The sequence below is a fragment of the Helicobacter rodentium ATCC 700285 genome, from assembly GCF_000687535.1.
In the GTDB taxonomy this organism is placed as follows: Bacteria; Campylobacterota; Campylobacteria; order Campylobacterales; family Helicobacteraceae; genus Helicobacter_D; species Helicobacter_D rodentium.
Map to the genome: position 1 here is coordinate 83,125 of NZ_JHWC01000007.1, position 18,705 is coordinate 101,829.

At 39.3% G+C, this 18,705-nt stretch carries 10 protein-coding genes; 6 read left to right on the plus strand and 4 right to left on the minus strand.

Translation table 11 applies throughout. From position 1 onward, the window contains the following. The first annotated feature begins 2 nt into the window (after positions 1-2). The 5 genes from BS85_RS0106705 to BS85_RS10450 all read left to right on the plus strand — a co-directional run bounded on the left by BS85_RS0106705 (position 3) and on the right by BS85_RS10450 (position 12,583). Complete coding sequence (locus BS85_RS0106705) at positions 3-8,654, plus strand: DNA-directed RNA polymerase subunit beta/beta' (RefSeq protein WP_026944115.1); 8,652 nt, start codon at positions 3-5, stop codon at positions 8,652-8,654. A 98-nt stretch (positions 8,655-8,752) separates the two neighbouring features. Further along, positions 8,753-9,145 (plus strand): 30S ribosomal protein S12, encoded by a 393-nt coding sequence (rpsL, locus tag BS85_RS0106710; protein ID WP_026944116.1) that lies wholly within the window; start codon positions 8,753-8,755, stop codon positions 9,143-9,145. After that, entirely contained in the window at positions 9,145-9,612 is a 468-nt protein-coding gene (rpsG, locus tag BS85_RS0106715) for a 30S ribosomal protein S7 (RefSeq protein ID WP_034551347.1), read from the plus strand. Before rpsL ends, rpsG begins: the two co-directional genes overlap by 1 nt. A 67-nt stretch (positions 9,613-9,679) precedes the next feature. After that, complete coding sequence (gene fusA / locus BS85_RS0106720; protein WP_026944118.1) at positions 9,680-11,761, plus strand: elongation factor G; 2,082 nt, start codon at positions 9,680-9,682, stop codon at positions 11,759-11,761. A gap of 153 nt (positions 11,762-11,914) precedes the next feature. Then, entirely contained in the window at positions 11,915-12,583 is a 669-nt protein-coding gene (locus BS85_RS10450) for a class I SAM-dependent methyltransferase (RefSeq protein ID WP_026944119.1), read from the plus strand. A gap of 263 nt (positions 12,584-12,846) precedes the next feature. On the opposite strand, the gene galE is transcribed toward BS85_RS10450, so the two are convergent. Then, a complete protein-coding gene (gene galE, locus BS85_RS0106735) occupies positions 12,847-13,875 on the minus strand; it encodes a UDP-glucose 4-epimerase GalE (RefSeq protein ID WP_026944120.1) in 1,029 nt (342 codons plus the stop codon). Between the two features lie 121 nt (positions 13,876-13,996). On the opposite strand from galE, the gene glmS reads away from it, so the two are divergent. Beyond that, a complete protein-coding gene (gene glmS, locus BS85_RS0106740; protein ID WP_026944121.1) occupies positions 13,997-15,799 on the plus strand; it encodes a glutamine--fructose-6-phosphate transaminase (isomerizing) in 1,803 nt (600 codons plus the stop codon). A gap of 173 nt (positions 15,800-15,972) precedes the next feature. Here the strand turns inward: glmS and BS85_RS0106745 are convergent, their stop codons facing one another. The 3 genes from BS85_RS0106745 to BS85_RS0106755 are packed head-to-tail and all read right to left on the minus strand — an operon-like array spanning position 15,973 to position 18,616. Beyond that, complete coding sequence (locus BS85_RS0106745; protein WP_026944122.1) at positions 15,973-17,220, minus strand: DUF2972 domain-containing protein; 1,248 nt, start codon at positions 17,218-17,220, stop codon at positions 15,973-15,975. A 2-nt stretch (positions 17,221-17,222) separates the two neighbouring features. Beyond that, the gene (locus BS85_RS0106750) at positions 17,223-17,444 is read right to left on the minus strand and encodes a putative Se/S carrier protein (protein ID WP_034551349.1); all 222 of its coding nucleotides are present in this window, start codon (positions 17,442-17,444) and stop codon (positions 17,223-17,225) included. Continuing rightward, positions 17,441-18,616, minus strand: coding sequence for an aminotransferase class V-fold PLP-dependent enzyme (locus BS85_RS0106755; RefSeq protein ID WP_026944124.1), 1,176 nt, complete (start codon positions 18,614-18,616; stop codon positions 17,441-17,443). The genes BS85_RS0106750 and BS85_RS0106755 overlap by 4 nt, the downstream gene beginning before the upstream one ends. Between the last annotated feature and the right edge of the window lie 89 nt (positions 18,617-18,705).

Genomic DNA, 18,705 nt, shown 5'->3' on the forward strand with positions numbered 1-18,705 from the left:
ATATGCCAGTAAGTTTAAAATCCGGAAATAGATTAAGAGTTGATTTTACTAAAATCCCTCAAAATATTGCTGTTCCCAATTTGCTCCAACTACAAAGAAATAGCTATGATGCTTTTTTGATGGTGCAAGATGGAAGTGAATCAGGAATTGAAAAGGTGTTTAAATCTATTTTTCCAATACATGATGCACAAAATAGAATCAGCCTTGAATATGCAGGTTGTGAATATGGCAAGCCGCGTTATACCGTAAGAGAGGCAATGGAGAGAGGTTTGACTTACTCAATTCCTTTAAAGATTAAAATTCGCTTAGTGCTTTGGGAGAGAGATGAGAAAACAGGAGAGAAATTAGGCGTTAAGGACATTAAGGAGCAAAGCATTTTTGTGCGCGAGATTCCTTTAATGACAGATCGCACAAGCTTCATTATCAATGGTGTGGAGAGGGTTGTGGTTAATCAACTTCACAGAAGCCCGGGTGTAATCTTTAAAGAAGAGGAATCTTCAAGTGCATCCAACAAACTTGTTTATACGGGACAGATTATCCCAGATCGTGGTTCTTGGTTGTATTTTGAATACGATGCAAAGGATACATTGTTTGTGCGTGTCAATAAGCGCAGAAAAGTGCCTGTTACGATTCTGTTTCGTGCTTTAGGATACTCTAAGCAAGATATTCTAAAAATGTTTTATCCTCTTTTAAATATTAAATATAAAGGCGGCAAATATCTTATCTCCTTTGATCCAGAAGAGTTTGTTGGGCGCGTAGAATTTGATATTAAAGATTCGAAAGGAAATTTAATCATTGCAGCGGGGAAACGTTTGACAGCGAAAAAGGCAAAGGCACTTAAAGAAGAAAAGCTTGATATGATTGAGTATCCAGCAGATATTTTAATGGAGCGTTATTTAGCAGAACCCATTATTGATAAGGAAAGTGGAGAAGTATTATTTGATGCATTGACATTGATGGACGAAAGTAAGTTAAAAAAACTTGCAGAGTTAAATATTAATGATTTTGTGATTGCCAATGATTTAGCAGCAGGTGTCGATGCGTCTATAATTAATGCTTTTGTTGCTGATGCAGAATCACTAAAGTTATTGAAGCAAACAGAAAAAATTGACAACGAAAACGATCTAGCAACGATTCGTATTTATAAGGTTATGCGTCCGGGTGAGCCTGTTACAAAAGAGGCAGCAAAGCAGTTTGTGCAGCAGCTTTTCTTTGATCCTGAACGATACGATTTGACTCGTGTTGGACGTATGAAAATGAACCATAAGCTAGACATTGGTGTGCCAGATTATGTAACGGTTCTTACGCACGAGGATATTATTAAAACCGTGCGTTACTTGATTCATGTTAAGAATGGACAAGGACGCATTGACGATAGAGACCATTTAGGGAATCGTAGAATCCGCGCCATTGGTGAGCTTTTAGCAAATGAGTTGCATACAGGCTTGGTAAAAATGCAAAAGGCGATTCGTGATAAGCTTTCTACTATTAGCACAGGTTTAGAGGAGTTAATGCCACACGATTTAGTTAATTCCAAAATGATAACCGGAACAATTTTAGAGTTTTTCACGGGTGGGCAACTTTCACAATTTATGGACCAAACCAATCCTCTCTCTGAAGTAACACATAAAAGGAGACTTTCTGCCCTAGGAGAGGGTGGTTTAGTTAAGGAAAGAGCGGGATTTGAAGTGCGTGATGTGCATCCAACGCATTATGGTAGAATCTGCCCGATTGAGACGCCAGAGGGACAAAATATCGGCTTGATTAACACGCTCTCCACTTATGCAAAGGTTAATGAGCTAGGCTTCATTGAAGCACCCTATCGTAAGGTGGTAGAGGGCAAGGTAACCGATGAAATTGTTTATTTGACAGCAACGCAAGAGGAAGGTGCAGTCATTGCTCCAGCAAGCACGATTCTCACAAGCAATCAAACCATTAAAGAGGAAATGATTGAGGTAAGAAAAGATGGCGAGATTATGTTAATGGAATCCAAAAAAGTGGATTTGATTGACTTAAGTCCTAGAATGGTTGTCGGGGTTGCAGCGAGTTTGATTCCATTCTTAGAACACGATGACGCAAACCGCGCATTGATGGGTTCAAATATGCAACGTCAAGCCGTGCCATTGTTAAAACCTGATGCACCGATTGTTGGAACGGGAATTGAAAAGATTGTATCCCGTGATTCTTGGGAGGCGACTAAGGCTACACGTAGTGGAATCGTAGAAAAGGTGGATTCTAAAAATATTTATGTGTTGGGGGAAGATGAAAATGGAGCGTTTATTGATCATTATTCTCTGCAAAAAAATCTCCGCACAAACCAAAATACTTCTTTCTCGCAACGTCCGATTGTAAAGGCAGGAGATAGGGTAGAAGTTGGTCAAGTAATTGCAGATGGTCCCAATATGGACCAAGGTGAATTAGCGTTGGGTAAAAATATCCGTGTGGCTTTTATGCCTTGGAATGGATATAACTTTGAAGATGCGATTGTTGTGAGTGAAAAATTGATTCGCAACGACGCCTTTACTTCCATTCATATCTATGAAAAGGAGATTGAAGCAAGGGAGTTAAAGCACGGCGTTGAGGAGATTACACGCGATATTCCAAATATCAGAGAAGAAGAGCTTGCACACCTTGATGAAAGCGGAATCGTAAAAATTGGAACTTATGTAACTGGTGGAATGATTCTAGTTGGAAAAGCGTCTCCAAAAGGAGAAGTAAAGCCAACTCCAGAGGAAAGGCTGTTGCGCGCAATTTTTGGGGAGAAAGCTGGACATGTTGTCAATAAATCCCTCTATTGTCCGCCAAGTTTGGAAGGCACGGTTGTTGATGTTAAGATTTTTACAAAAAAGGGCTATGATAAAGATCGCAGAGCCATTGTTGCTTATGAGGAGGAAAAATCCCGATTAGACTTAGAGCATCACGATAAATTGTTAATGCTAGATAGAGAGGAATCTTTACGCATTAGCTCCATTCTTGCTAAAGAGAAATTGAGCAGTTCCACAAAAATTGGCGATAAAGAATACAAAAAAGGCAGTGTGATTCCAAAAGAGGAGCTAGAAAATGTGAATCGCTTCGCAATGGGAACATTGATCAAAAGCTATTCAAAAGAGACTCAAAATAAATACGACACATTAAAAAGTAACTTTTTAGAGCAAAAGAAAAGTTTGAGCGAAGAACACGAAGAAAAACTTTCTATTATTGAAAAAGATGATATTTTACCAAGTGGAGTGATTAAGCTTGTAAAAATTTATGTTGCAACAAAACGCAAATTAAAAGTTGGGGATAAAATGGCAGGGCGACACGGAAATAAAGGCATTGTGTCCAATATCGTCCCCGAAGTGGATATGCCTTATACAAAAGATGGACGTCCTGTGGAGATTGTTCTGAATCCTTTAGGTGTGCCTAGCCGTATGAACATCGGACAGATTTTAGAAGTGCATTTGGGATTGGTTGGCAAGAATCTTGGAGAGCAGATTGCAAGTGTATTTGAAAGCGAAAAAGACAAATGGGCAAGTGAGCTTAAGGCTAAAATGCAAGAGATTGCCGAAAATTCAGGAATGAAAACTGCCAAAGCATTTTTGGAAAAATTAAGCAATGAGGAATTATTGGATTTTGCTAGAGATTGGAGCAAGGGTGTGAAGTTTGCAACTCCTGTTTTTGAGGGTGTGAATGCACAAGAATTTGAAAGGCTTTTTGCATTAGCAAAAATTGATAGTGATGGTAAAACAGAGCTTTATGACGGACGCACGGGCGAAAAAATGATGGAGCGCGTGAATGTTGGCTATATGTATATGCTAAAACTCCACCACTTAGTAGATGAGAAAGTCCATGCAAGAAGCACCGGACCTTATAGTCTTGTAACGCAGCAGCCTGTTGGAGGTAAAGCACTCTTTGGCGGGCAAAGATTCGGGGAAATGGAAGTGTGGGCATTGGAAGCTTATGGTGCGGCACATACGCTTAAAGAAATGCTTACCATTAAATCCGATGATGTTGAGGGACGCGTGAAAGCCTATAAGGCAATTACAAGAGGTGAGGCGGTTAAAGAATCCGAGATTCCAGAAACTTTTTATGTTTTAACCAAAGAATTGCAGAGCTTGGCGTTAGATGTGAATGTGTTTGTAAAGAACAAAGAGGGAATCAATGAGGTTGTAGCTATCAAAGAAGACGATCGTCCAAGCGATTTTAACGCTTTTCAACTCTTGCTCGCAAGTCCGGAAAAAATTCGCAGTTGGAGTAATGGCGAAGTTAAAAAGCCAGAGACAATCAACTACCGCACCTTAAAGCCCGAGAGAGATGGGTTGTTTTGTGCTAAAATCTTTGGACCTGTGAGGGATTATGAATGTCTGTGTGGTAAATACAAAAAAATGCGCTATAAAGGAATCGTGTGTGAAAAATGTGGCGTAGAAGTAACCAGCTCTAAAGTGCGTCGCTCCAGAATGGGACACATTGAACTTGTAACGCCTGTGGCACATATTTGGTATGTTAATTCGCTTCCTAGTAGAATTGGAACATTGCTTGGCGTCAAGATGAAAGACTTAGAACGCGTGTTGTATTATGAAGCCTATATTGTAAAAGAGGCGGGTGAGGCGTATTATGACAATGAAGGAACAAAACCGGTCGCAAAATACGATGTTCTAAACGAGGAGCAATTCCAAAGCTTATCACAGAGATTTGAGCATACAGGATTCGTTGCGCAAATGGGTGGTGAAGTTGTAAAAGGGTTGCTAGAGGAGCTTGATTTGGTGGATTTGATTGCGGAGTTAAAAGAAGCCATTAAAGCAACTAATTCTGAAGCTAAAAAGAAAACGATTATTAAACGTTTGAAGGTTGTGGAAAGTTTTGTGGTCTCTGGTGGAGCGAATCGCCCCGAGTGGATGATGCTAACTGTGCTTCCAGTGCTTCCACCAGATTTGCGTCCCCTTGTCGCGCTAGATGGCGGGAAATTTGCGGTGAGTGATGTCAATGACTTGTATCGTCGCGTGATTAATCGCAACCAAAGATTAAAGCGTCTCATTGAGCTTGATGCGCCAGAGATTATTGTGCGCAACGAAAAAAGAATGCTACAAGAATCCGTAGATGCACTCTTTGATAATGGACGCAATGCTAATGCAGTCAAAGGCGCGAATAAACGTCCTTTGAAGTCTTTGTCGGAGATTATCAAAGGAAAGCAAGGGCGATTCCGTCAAAACTTACTTGGAAAACGTGTGGATTTCTCGGGACGTTCTGTTATTGTTGTGGGACCAAATCTAAGAATGGATCAATGCGGATTGCCTAAAAATATGGCATTGGAACTCTTTAAGCCACACATTCTAGCAAAGTTAGAGGAAAAGGGTTATGCAACCACCTTAAAACAAGCTAAAAAAATGATTGAGCAAAAGAGTAATGAAGTGTGGGAGTGTTTGCAAGAAATTGTTGCAAATTATCCTGTAATGCTAAATCGTGCGCCAACCTTGCATAAACAATCCATTCAAGCATTCCACCCAAAACTCATTGATGGAAAAGCGATTCAGCTACACCCCTTAGTGTGTGCGGCATTTAATGCAGACTTTGATGGTGACCAAATGGCGGTGCATGTGCCACTTTCTCAAGAGGCAATCACAGAATGCAAACTTTTAATGTTAAGCTCTATGAATATTCTTTTACCCGCAAGCGGTAAAGCCGTAACTGTGCCTAGTCAAGATATGGTTTTGGGACTTTATTATCTTTCTTTGGCAAAAGACGATTCTAAGGGTGAGCATAAGCTATTCTCTAACATTGACCAAATCCATATTGCCTTAGAAGCAGGTATTGTAGAGGTTGGTTCTAAAGTGCGTGCATTTGTGGAAGATAGAATCATTAACACAACTATTGGTAGAATGATTTTGAAATCTATCTTGCCTGATTTTGTGCCTGTGCATTTGTGGAACAAGGTTTTAAAGAAAAAAGACATTGCGACCTTGATTGATTATGTTTATAAAGAAGGTGGAGTTGGAATCACGGCAAACTTCCTAGATAATCTTAAAAATTTAGGATTCAAATATGCGACAAAAGCGGGAATCTCAATTTCAGCCGATGACATTATTGTGCCAAATGATAAGAATAAAGCGGTAGAGGGCGCAAAAAAGAAAGTTAAAGACATTCAAGCGCAATTTGGAGCAGGTTTATTGACGGAGCAAGAACGTTATAATAAGATTATTGATGTTTGGACAGATACCAATAACGCATTGGGTAATGCAATGATGAAACTCATTGAAAATGACAAGGCAGGATTCAACTCTATTTATATGATGGCGGACTCTGGGGCTAGGGGTAGTACAGGGCAAATTAGGCAGCTTTCCGCAATGCGCGGACTTATGGCAAAGCCCGATGGAACGATCATTGAAACGCCCATCACCTCAAACTTCAAAGAGGGACTCAATGTGTTGGAGTATTTCATCTCTACGCACGGCGCGAGAAAAGGTTTGGCGGATACTGCTTTAAAAACCGCAAACGCAGGTTATCTAACGAGAAAATTGATTGATGTGAGTCAAAATGTAAAAGTAGTCGCAGATGATTGTGGCACAAATGAAGGGATTGAGATTACAGATATTACCGTCGGTAGTGAGCTAATTGAGCCACTAGAGGAAAGAATCTTTGGGCGCGTGATTGCAGAAAACATTATTGACCCAATTACGAATGAAGTTTTAATTAGTGAAGGTATAATGATTGATGAAGAAAAGGCGCGTAAAGTAAAAGAAGCGGGTGTAAAATCTGTTATTATCCGCACTCCTGTTACTTGTAAAGCCGAAAAAGGTGTGTGTGCGAAATGCTATGGCTTGAATCTTGGAGAATCTAAGATTGCCAAGATTGGGGAAGCCGTGGGTGTTGTGGCTGCACAATCCATTGGTGAGCCCGGAACACAGCTAACACTTAGAACATTCCATATCGGTGGAACGGCGAGCAGAAGTCAAGAGGAGCATCAAGTTATTGCCGAAAAAGAAGGATTTATCCGTTATTATAATGTCAAAACCTATAAGAATCGTGAAGGCAAAATGATAGTTTCTAATCGTAGAAATGCCGCGATTCTGCTTGTAGAACCAAAAATTAAAGCACCTTTTGAGGGTGAATTGAAAGTGGATGTGGTGCATGATGAAGTGATTGTTTCTGTTATTGGGGAAAAGGAGACTGCGAAATTCACGCTTAGAAAGTCTGATGTGGCAAAACCCAATGAGTTAGCAGGGGTTACAGGTAAAATTGAGGGTAAATTCTATATTCCTTATCCTAGCGGACATTATGTGCGCGATGAGGGAAGTATTGTAGATATTATTAAGGATAGCTGGAATATTCCTAATAGAATCTCCTATGCAAGTGATTTAAAGGTTGAGGATAATGCTCCTATTACACAAAAGATTTATGCAAGAGAAGAGGGAATTGTGAAATATTACTACTTGCAAGGGGATCATTTGGAGCGATACCGCGCACTTCAAAAGGGCGAGGAGATTACCGAAAAAGGTGTATTTGCTGTGATTGCCGATGAGTATGACCAAGAAGCAGCAAGACATTACATTGCAAGGGGTTCTATTATTGAAGTGCAAGACAATCAAAGTGTTGAAAAAAATACACTGATTGCCAAACCTAAAAGCGATGAACGCATTGTTATTGCTGATTGGGACCCTTATTCTAACCCAATTATTGCAGAGGAAGCTGGAACGATCAAATTTGAGGATATTATCCCCGGACTTACGGTATCAGAACAAACCGATGAACTAACAGGGCAGACAAGATTGGTTGTCAATGAGTATATTGCAAGTGCGCATAAGCCAACACTTGTTCTATCTACTGCAAATGGAGGCTTGATTCGTTATGCGCTAGATCCAAAAACTGCAATTTTTATTTCCGATGGCGCAAAAGTGGAAATGGCAGATATTTTGGCTAAAACTCCAAAAGCACTTGTCAAATCCAAAGATATTACCGGAGGTTTGCCAAGAGTTTCTGAACTTTTTGAGGCAAGAAAACCCAAAGATCCTGCTGTGTTAGCAGAGATTGATGGAATCGTGAGTTTTGGTAAATCTATCCGCGGAAAAGAGAGAATTATTATCACAGCAAATGACGGCAGGGTCGCAGAATATTTGATTGATAAATCCAAGCAGATTCTTGTTTATGAGGGAGAATTTGTCCATGCAGGGGAAGCTATCACCGATGGAGTTGTAGCAAGTCAAGACATTTTGCGCATTGGCGGAGAAAAAGAGTTGTATAAATACATTGTGAGCGAAGTGCAGCAGGTATATCGCAGACAAGGTGTAAGTATTGCGGATAAGCATATTGAAATTATCGTTTCGCAAATGCTAAGACAAGTCAAAATCTACGATAGCGGTAATACGAAGTTTATTGAGGGTGATTTAGTAAGCAAACGTCATTTCAGAGAGGAAAATGCGCGTATTATTAAAATGGGCGGAATCCCAGCAATCGCAGAGCCTGTATTACTTGGAATCACACGCGCAGCAATCGGTAGTGATTCTGTGATTTCAGCGGCGTCATTCCAAGAAACAACGAAGGTTTTAACGGAAGCGAGTATCGCAGCAAAAATGGATCATTTAGAAGATTTGAAAGAAAATATTGTATTGGGTCGTATGATTCCGGTTGGAACGGGAATCTATAAAGGTAAGAAAGTTAAAATTAAAGAAATAGAGGAATAATTAAGGTTATTTAAACCTTAATTTAAGTGAGAATAAAGTGAGATTTGCATATAATCCGCTTCATTTTCTCTATTAAAATTTTTCAGGAAGGAATAAAAGTGCCAACGATTAATCAGTTGATTAGAAAAGAGCGAAAAAAGGTTATCAAGAAGTCAAAGTCTCCGGCTTTGGTAGTTTGCCCCCAAAGAAGAGGGGTTTGCACACGTGTTTATACGACAACACCTAAGAAGCCTAACTCTGCGTTAAGAAAAGTTGCAAAAGTTAGATTGACAAGTGGATTTGAGGTGATTAGTTATATCCCGGGTGAGGGGCATAACTTGCAAGAACACTCTATCGTATTGATTCGTGGTGGTAGGGTAAAAGACTTACCGGGTGTTAAATACCATATCATTCGTGGTGCGTTAGATACAGCAGGTGTTGCAAAGCGCACGGTTTCTCGCAGTAAATATGGTGCTAAAAAAGCAAAGGGTGATGCAGGAGGTAAAAAATAATGAGAAGAAGAAAAGCCCCACAAAGAGAGGTTCTAGGCGATCCTATCTATAATAATGTCGTTGTAACAAAATTCATTAATAAAATGATGTATGATGGCAAAAAGAGTGTTGCAGAAAAAATCATTTATGCAACCTTTGAAAAGATTGAAGAAAAAACCAAAGAAAAGGGCATTGAAACCTTTGAAAAAGCATTAGAGAAAGTTAAGCCCCTTGTGGAAGTAAGAAGCAGAAGGGTGGGGGGAGCGACTTACCAAGTTCCCGTGGAAGTGCGCCCTGCAAGACAACAATCTTTATCAATCCGCTGGTTGCTAGATTCTGCTAGAAAAAGAAATGAGCGCACGATGATTGATAGATTAGCGAATGAGTTAATTGACGCTGCAAACGAGCGTGGAGCAGCGTTTAAGAAAAAAGAAGATGTGCATAAAATGGCAGAGGCTAATAAAGCATTTGCGCACTATCGTTGGTAATATAGCTTTAGGGATTTTCCCTAAGCTTCTCTACAAACCTTAAACACTTATCCCAAAGGATTCAAAAATGGCAAGAAAAACCCCATTAAATAAAATTAGAAATATTGGAATCGCAGCGCACATTGACGCAGGTAAAACAACAACTTCAGAAAGGATTTTGTTTTACACAGGCGTTAGCCATAAGATTGGTGAAGTGCATGATGGTGCTGCGACAATGGACTGGATGGAGCAAGAAAAAGAACGTGGAATCACAATCACTTCCGCGGCGACAACTTGTTTTTGGAAAGATTATCAAATCAACTTGATTGACACCCCCGGACACGTGGATTTCACGATTGAGGTAGAACGTTCTATGCGTGTATTAGACGGAGCGGTTGCGGTGTTTTGTTCTGTGGGTGGCGTGCAACCACAAAGTGAAACCGTTTGGCGTCAAGCAAATAAATATGGTGTTCCTAGAATCGTATTTGTAAATAAAATGGATAGAATTGGTGCAAATTTTTATAATGTGGAATCCCAAATTGCCACAAGATTAAAGGCAAAGCCCGTGCCGCTTGTGATTCCTATTGGTGCAGAGGATAACTTTAAAGGGGTTGTGGATTTAATTACGATGAAAGCCATTGTTTGGAATGACGAATCAATGGGTGCGAAATACGATATTGAGGAGATTCCAGCGGATTTAGTAGAAAAAGCGGAAGAATATCGTGAGAAGTTGCTTGAAGCGGTTGCAGAGCAAGATGAAGCGACAATGGAAAAATACCTTGGTGGCGAGGAATTAAGTGTTGAAGAAATTAAAGTGGGAATCAAAAAGGGTTGTCTTGCAATGGAGATGATTCCAATGCTTTGTGGTTCAAGCTTTAAAAACAAAGGGGTGCAAACTCTGCTTGATGCGGTTGTAGAATACTTGCCTGCACCAACAGAAGTTGCGGATATTCGCGGGGTAGATCCAAAAGATGAGGAGAAAGAAGTTTATGTTAAATCTAGCGATGATGGTGAGTTTGCAGGTTTGGCTTTTAAAATTATGACAGACCCCTTTGTGGGACAATTAACTTTCGTGCGCGTTTATCGTGGAAGTTTGGAATCTGGAAGCTATGTGCTTAACTCCACAAAAGGCAAAAAAGAACGTGTGGGACGATTGCTTAAAATGCACTCCAATAAGCGTGAGGATATTAAAGAAGTCTATGCAGGTGAAATCTGCGCGTTTGTTGGCTTGAAAGAAACTTTGACAGGAGATACGCTTTGTTCAGAAAAAGAACCCGTGATTTTAGAGAGAATGGAGTTCCCAGACCCGGTTATTTCTATTGCGGTAGAGCCTAAAACTAAGGCAGACCAAGAGAAAATGGCTTTAGCTTTAGCAAAACTTGCAGAGGAAGATCCAAGCTTTAGAGTGCATACCGATGAGGAATCCGGACAAACGATTATTTCGGGAATGGGTGAATTGCACCTAGAAATTATTGTGGATAGACTAAAAAGAGAATTTAAAGTAGAAGCAGATGTGGGGCAACCACAAGTTGCATTCCGCGAAACAATCCGCCAAAGCGTGGAGCAAGAGTGCAAATACGCAAAACAATCTGGTGGGCGTGGGCAATATGGACATGTCTTTATCAAAGTGGAGCCACAAGAGCCGGGCAAAGGTTATGAGTTTGTCAATAACATTAGCGGTGGAGTGATTCCAAAAGAATATATCCCTGCGGTAGATAAGGGAATCCAAGAAGCAATGCAAAATGGTGTTTTAGCAGGTTATCCTGTGGTGGATTTCAAGGTTACTCTCTTTGATGGAAGTTATCACGATGTGGATTCCTCTGAAATGGCATTTAAGATTGCCGGTTCTATGGCGTTTAAAGATGCTTGTCGCAAAGCAGGTGCAGTGCTACTAGAACCGATGATGAAAGTAGAAGTAGAAGTGCCTGAAGAATATATGGGTGATGTGATTGGAGATTTGAATCGCAGACGCGGACAAATTAATTCTATGGACGACAGAATGGGCTTAAAGATTGTGAATGCTTTTGTTCCATTGGCTGAAATGTTTGGATATTCTACTGATTTGCGCTCCGCAACACAAGGACGCGGCACATATACAATGGAATTTGATCATTATGGCGAAGTTCCAAGCAATATTTCTAAAGAAATTATGGAAAAAAGAAATAGCTAAGTTAGAGATTCTCTTTTAGCTTGTGATTCTTTAAGGAGGCAAAATGGAATTAAAGAGGTTTTGGAAAATTACCAAAAAGCGTCTGCGGGGGGGGGCTTTTATTTAGATAAAATCTCTTCTAAACTGGATACAATAGAATCTCAAAATTAAAATTTGATACGCGAAATCGCCTTACTCAAAGGCGAGGTTGCTTTAATAAAAAATATCCTGCTAGACCAAAGCAATAACAAACTCACACAAGTTTTTAATACAATTTACGAAACAAATGCTTGGGGTTGTGGTAGCGGGAGTGGTTCTAATGAGAATCTTTGCAAAGGTTATGTGCAGTTTTTGCAGCAATTCTTTATTGAGTATGATATCCATAGCATTGTAGATATTGGTTGCGGGGATTGGCAATTTTCTAAAAATATCAATTTTGATGGCATTGATTATAAGGGCTATGATGTTGCAAGTTTTGTTGTGAATAGGAATTTAGCAAAATATAAAAAGCCAAATATTGATTTTATCCATTATAATGGGGATTTTTCTGTATTGCCCAAAGCGGATTTGGCAATCTGTAAAGATGTGTTGCAGCATTTACCAAACCACCTAATTATGGAATTTATTGATAATCTTTCTAAATATAAATATGCTCTTATTGCAAATGATATTAATCGTATGGGTGAAAATGAGGATATTTTACTTGATGTTTATGCGTGGCGAAGTCTTGATTTAAGGTTATCTCCTTTTAATCTACCATTAGAGATTGTTTATGAGTTTATTCGTGAGCCAAGAGAGCCAAATATTGCAGTAATGTTATGGAAAAATCCTAATATAGCTTAGAAATTCCACCACCATGTCATTGCGAGGACTCGTCCGAAGCAATCCATAATCAAGCATACAGAAAGCTTTACAATGGAAACTTGAAAGCAGTTCAAGATTATGGATTGTTTCAGCCTAAAGGCTGCGCGATAATAGAATTCAAACTACATTTTTGTGGTGACAGACCGCTAAACCAACTTGCGACTCCTTGCAATGGCAAGGTAGCAAATAGATTGTTGCAAATCACATGTAGAATCTCACAAAATATCAATTTTGGATAAAGCCTATGAAAGAAGCGATTGTTTGAGGTTCTCCTCCCACAGATAAGCACTTTTACAAATTGTTTCTAGCTTATTAAATTTTGGTTTCCACTTGGTTTTGCTTAGGATTTTAGAATTATCACTCACAAGCATACTAGGATCCCCCTCTCGTCTTGGGGCGGATTCCACAATAAAATCCTTACCGCTGACTTTTTTCACACAATCAATCACTTCTTTTACGCTAAATCCTTGTGCATAACCTACATTGTAAATTTCAGATGTTTGCGATTCTAGCAGAGATTGCAAGGCAAAGAAATGCGCACTTGCTAAATCATCAATATGAATATAATCCCGAATGCAAGTGCCGTCTCTTGTCTCATAGTCGCTTCCAAAAATCTGCATTTTTGTGCGTTTATTTGTCGCGCACTCACAAGCAACCTTTATCAAATGTGTGGCATTTTTGCTTCTTTGTCCCAAAGCACCATGTTGTTCCATTAATGCTCCTGCAACATTAAAGTAGCGCAAAATCACACTTTTAAAATTTGGATTAGCAACCTCTAGGGAATGCAAAATCTTTTCAATCATTAATTTAGATTCTCCATAAGGGTTGATAGGGTTTGTAGGAGTATTTTCGCAAATAGGAGTGTGTTGCTTTGGCTCACCATAAACTGCAGCGGTGGAGCTAAAAAGGAAGCGATTGATGGCAAACTTTTGAGCAATTTGCAAAAGATTTGTTGTGTTGGCAACATTGTTTTTGAAGTATTTGAGCGGGTTTTGCACAGATTCTTGCACGATTAAACTAGCGGCAAAATGAATAATGGCATTGTAGGGATAAGCACTTAATGCCTTATCCAAAGAATCTAAATCCCCTAAATCTCCTTGTATAAATTCTACCCTTTGAGGGAAGGTGCGTTCCAAAAAATCTATATTTTCTTTAAATCCGCTGCTTAGATTGTCAAAAATTACAATTTTGCATTGACTATTTTTTAAAAAATAATAGGCTGTGTGTGAGCCAATGTAACCTGCTGCGCCTGTGAAAAAATAAATTTGCATTTCTAAAACCTTAAATAAAAGTCTTCGGATTCTATCATCAAGTTGCTAAAAATTTAATTCATTTACTATTTCTTTACAAAATTTATGCCACAATAAAAAAATTATTTTAGGAGCAAAGTCAATGTGTGGAATCGTTGGTTATATCGGTAATGATGAAAAAAGATCTATTTTATTAAATGGCTTAAAAGAATTGGAATATCGTGGTTATGATTCTGCTGGAATCTCTGTGTTAAGCAAGGGTGAGCTAAGCACATTTAAGGCTGTTGGTAAGTTGGTAAATTTGGAACGCAAATGTGAGGGATTCCATTCTAGTGGGTTTGGTTTGGGGATTGGGCATACGCGTTGGGCGACACATGGCAAACCAACAGAAGTTAATGCACACCCGCATTTTGGGAAATTTAGTAATGTTGTGCATAATGGAATCATTGAGAACTATCAAAGCATTAAAGAGGATTTACAAAAACAAGGTAGCACTTTTGTATCGCAGACAGATACGGAAGTGATTGTGCATTTATTTGAATCGCATTTGGAAAATTTCAAAAACCCATTTGATGCTTTTAAATGTACAATTTCCGAACTAAAAGGTGCTTATGCAATTTTGCTTATCACGCAAAAATCACCTAATACGATTTATTATGCCAAAAATGGTTCACCTTTGATTATTGGTAGGGGAAAGGATAATAAAGGTGCAGAGGCAATTTATTTTGCCTCATCAGATGCGCCATTGATTGGCTTTGCAGAGGAGGTTTGCTACTTAGAAGATGGAGCGGTAGGAGAAATAGAATCGGGGAAATTTTCTAGTCTGCCAAATCCAAAAATTTTAAGTGGGGATAAACTTTCTGCACAAAAAGACGGCTTTACTTTCTTTATGGAAAAAGAGATTTACGAACAACACAAGGTTTTGCTAGAAACAATGATGGGGCGCGTGAGTGAGGATAATTTTAGCTTGGAGGAATTAAGTGCGCTTGATTTGAGCCGTGTGGATTCTATTACGCTTTGTGCTTGTGGCACAAGCTATCACGCTGCTATTGCAGGAAGTTATCTGATTGAGCGCATTGCAAAGTTAAAGACAAAAGTAGAAATTGCGAGTGAATTTCGTTATAAAGAGCCTATTTTGCACCCAAAAGAACTTTTTATTGTCATCTCCCAAAGTGGCGAAACCGCTGATACTTTGGAGGCTTTAAAACTAGCAAAAAAAAGTGGTTTAACAACTCTTGGAATCTGCAATGTGGATAATAGCTCCATTGTGCGTCAAAGCGATTTTAATCTACTCACGCGTGCGGGGATTGAAAAAGGAGTGGCTAGCACTAAAGCTTTTGCAACGCAGGTAATGGTGTTATGGATTTTGGCAAATTTTATTGCGCAAAAATGTGGAATCCTAAGCAAAGAGGCAATCAAGCGAGAAACAAAGGTAATGCTAGAGGCGGTGCGCGCAACAAAGGTGGATAAAAAGGCACACGAACATATCAAAAGGCTTTCGCGCAGATACTTGCACGGACACGGATTCTTTTTTATTGGACGGGATATTTTCTATCCACTTGCCCTAGAGGGTGCACTGAAATTAAAAGAGATTAGCTATCTACACGCGGAAGGCTACCCAAGCGGAGAGATGAAGCACGGACCGATTGCCTTAGCGGATTTAGGATTGTTTTGTGTTGCGCTAATGCCAAGAAATCTTTTGTATGATAAAATCAAAAGCAATGTTGAGGAACTAAGTGCGCGTGATGCGATGATTTGTACTTTAAGTGCAGAATATTATGAGGGGTGTGATGATTGGATTGCGATTCCAGAATATTCGCACTATATGGTAGAATTTTTTGCAATGATGGTTGTTTTGCAGATTTTTGCGCTTGAGGTAGCAGTAAGACTAGGCAATGATGTAGATATGCCAAGAAATTTGGCAAAGAGTGTAACGGTGGAGTAAGGAAGGCAATCTATAATCTTGCAAAAAAGTAGATTATTAAAGGCGAGATAAAAATTGTAGATTACCACAACCTCTAGCGAGGCTTTATAATGATGGAGGAAGAAGCTCAAAAGTAATCTAAAGTTATAGATTGCTTCGCTTGTTTTGCTTTCTCACAATGAAGCGGTGGAATCCTAAAGGGTAGAATCTTGCATTAGCAACTCAAAAGTCTGATAATATTTCCACGATTTTATAATATCAGGTCGTTGTGCCTTTAAATCTCGCAAATCTTTATCTAAAATCGCTTTAAAATCTTTTGCAATTTTTGGGTGAGAAGCAAAATATTTTAAAACATTCTCCTCATTTAATGTTTTTGATTTCTTGATTTCTACAATCTTTAAAAGTATTTCTAATGTGGCGATTAATTCAGTTTGGATTTGTGTAAAATATCTAGAAATTTCCTGCACCTCTTTGTGTGTTTCTACAAAAACTTTGCAGTTTTCTAGATTTGGATTGTTTTGGTAAGAAGGTGGCATAAGTTTTTCTGTAATATCTATTCCTTTGATGCGTCTCGTGCGGTTTGCAAGTAGGAGTTTGACTTCAGAATCTTTTGTGGTAACTACAAGATGAAAAGGAAATAAAAAATACAAATGCGCATAAACTTGTTTCTTAAAAAGAGGTCTATCCTCCTCTTTTGGTGGTGGGAAACCTAGCGCGTAACTTAGTTTTTGCATTGTTTCAAAGGCTTTATCTCCTTTTATCTCCTCCATATCTACATAGTATTTTTGTGTAATGTGTGGCAAGTCGGAGAGAAGTTCATCAAAAATGAATAAAGTATGCAATGTTGTTTTATTGTGGTATGAGATTACATAAGATTCTATTGTTTCAAGACACGGAGAGTCGGTAAGATGAAATTCTTTTGTCTTGGGATTGTAGGCACAATATTGTAAGTATCCTAAGAGTTTATCTGCTCCACACCCCCTGATTATTCGCTTCTCTTTTGGAGTTGCAACAAAGTTAATACAAGATTTTAATATAGAGATTGGGTCACGCACTAAAAGGAGTGCTGGTGCTTTGGCATTTAAAAGATGTGTGTAATTGCAATAGCCTTTAAAATTACATTCACAAAGAGCAAGAGCGCAGTGGGTATGGAATCTCGTTAGTCTTTTATAATTTTGCTTATATCTTTGCAGTGCATTGATGTTTTGTATATCCCCGTTAATAGAAATGCCACAAAGCTTTAAAAAATCCATCATTGCATTATGTCCTGTGGCGTGATGTGTGATGAAGTAAAATTGATAAGTATGCGGAAGGGGTTTGTTGAGCTTATAAAGAATGAATGCTATGCAATTTGTAAAATAGTTGGAAAACTTATTGTGCAAAGTGGTAAAAAATCTTGTCTTTTGCGTAGTTAAAGTTTTGGAATAATTTTTATTTTGCATTTTTAAATTTTCTTTATTTCGTATTCAATCTTTGCAGAATTTAGGGTATTGGGGATTATGTCAAATTCCTCCTTTGACGCTTCAAAATACACAGAGATTCCACAATCGCTTGAAAACTCACGCGGTGTTGGCACAAGCTTAATCGTGATTCCTAAATCTTTCAAGATTGCCTCACTCTCAAACGCACTAGAAGTAGTAAAAACCAAAACATAACCCTTTATCATTTTTGTCCCCTATGCTCCGCAATGTCCCGCAAGGCATTGATGGTAAAGTCAATTTCCTCTTTTGTCGTAAATGCGCCCGGGCTTAGACGAATCGTGCCACCGCGCTCAAAAGAACCCAAGCTTTTATGGCTTGATGGAGAGCAATGCAGTCCCACACGCACACAGATTCCATATTGGCTATCCAAAATCTCCCCAATCTCTGAAAGAGTGTAGTTAGGAATATCCACAGAGAGTGTTCCACTGCTACGCCCTTTGGTGCGATAAACCTTAAGATTCGGGATTCCGCTTAAGCCCTCAAGGAGTTGCTCTCTTAAATCTAATTCGTGTCTATGGATATTTTCTACTCCTTGCTTTTTAATCCACTCTAGCCCCGCTTGAAGCCCAGCGATTCCGTGCATATTAGGCGTTCCACTCTCAAACCTATCGGGGAGAAAAAGAGGCTGAATCTCCTCCTCACTCAAGCTTCCTGTGCCGCCAAAGACAAGCGGTTCTATCCTCTCTATCGCAAAGTCATCGGCTATGACAAGCGCACCCACTCCCATTGGCGCAAGTAAGCCTTTGTGCGCACTAAGGGCTAGAAAATCCACTTGACTCATCACTTCTTTCATTTCTACGCAGCCGACACTCTGTGCGCCATCAAGCAAAAAAGCTACATTGTGTGCTTTGGCTAGTGCGCTTAAATCTTCTGGCGGAATCATCGCCCCGCTGACATTGTTAATATGTGCACACGCTAGGAGTTTCGCGCCTTTTAGCATCTCCTTTGCGCTGTTTAAATCCACTGCGTGCATAGAATCACACGGAATCTCGCGCACTTCTAATTTCAATTTATTTTTAAGCGCATTCAGCGGACGCTTGATTGCATTGTGTTCCATTTGCGTAACCACAACAATATCTCCTTCTTTCAAAAAGCCTTGTAAAAGCGTATTAATCGCCATTGTGGCATTGAGGGTAAAGAGAATGTGTTTGCAGTTTTTAAGCCCTACCAAGTCCGCTAGGCTTTTGCGCGTTTGGAATAGGATTCTACCGGATTCTATGGAGAGAGAATGTCCGCTGCGTCCAGCACTTGCGCCAATATTTTCTAAAAACTCGCTCACTGCCTCTTTCACTCCGGGAGCTTTGGGAAAAGTTGTTGCTGCATTGTCTAGGTAAATGGGTTTAGAAATGTTTTGCATAAGTGTCCTTTGAGTGAAATATTAACATAGAATCGTTATTTTATTGATTGTGTCATTAAGAGAAATAAATGCAAAAACCCTCCGTGTTT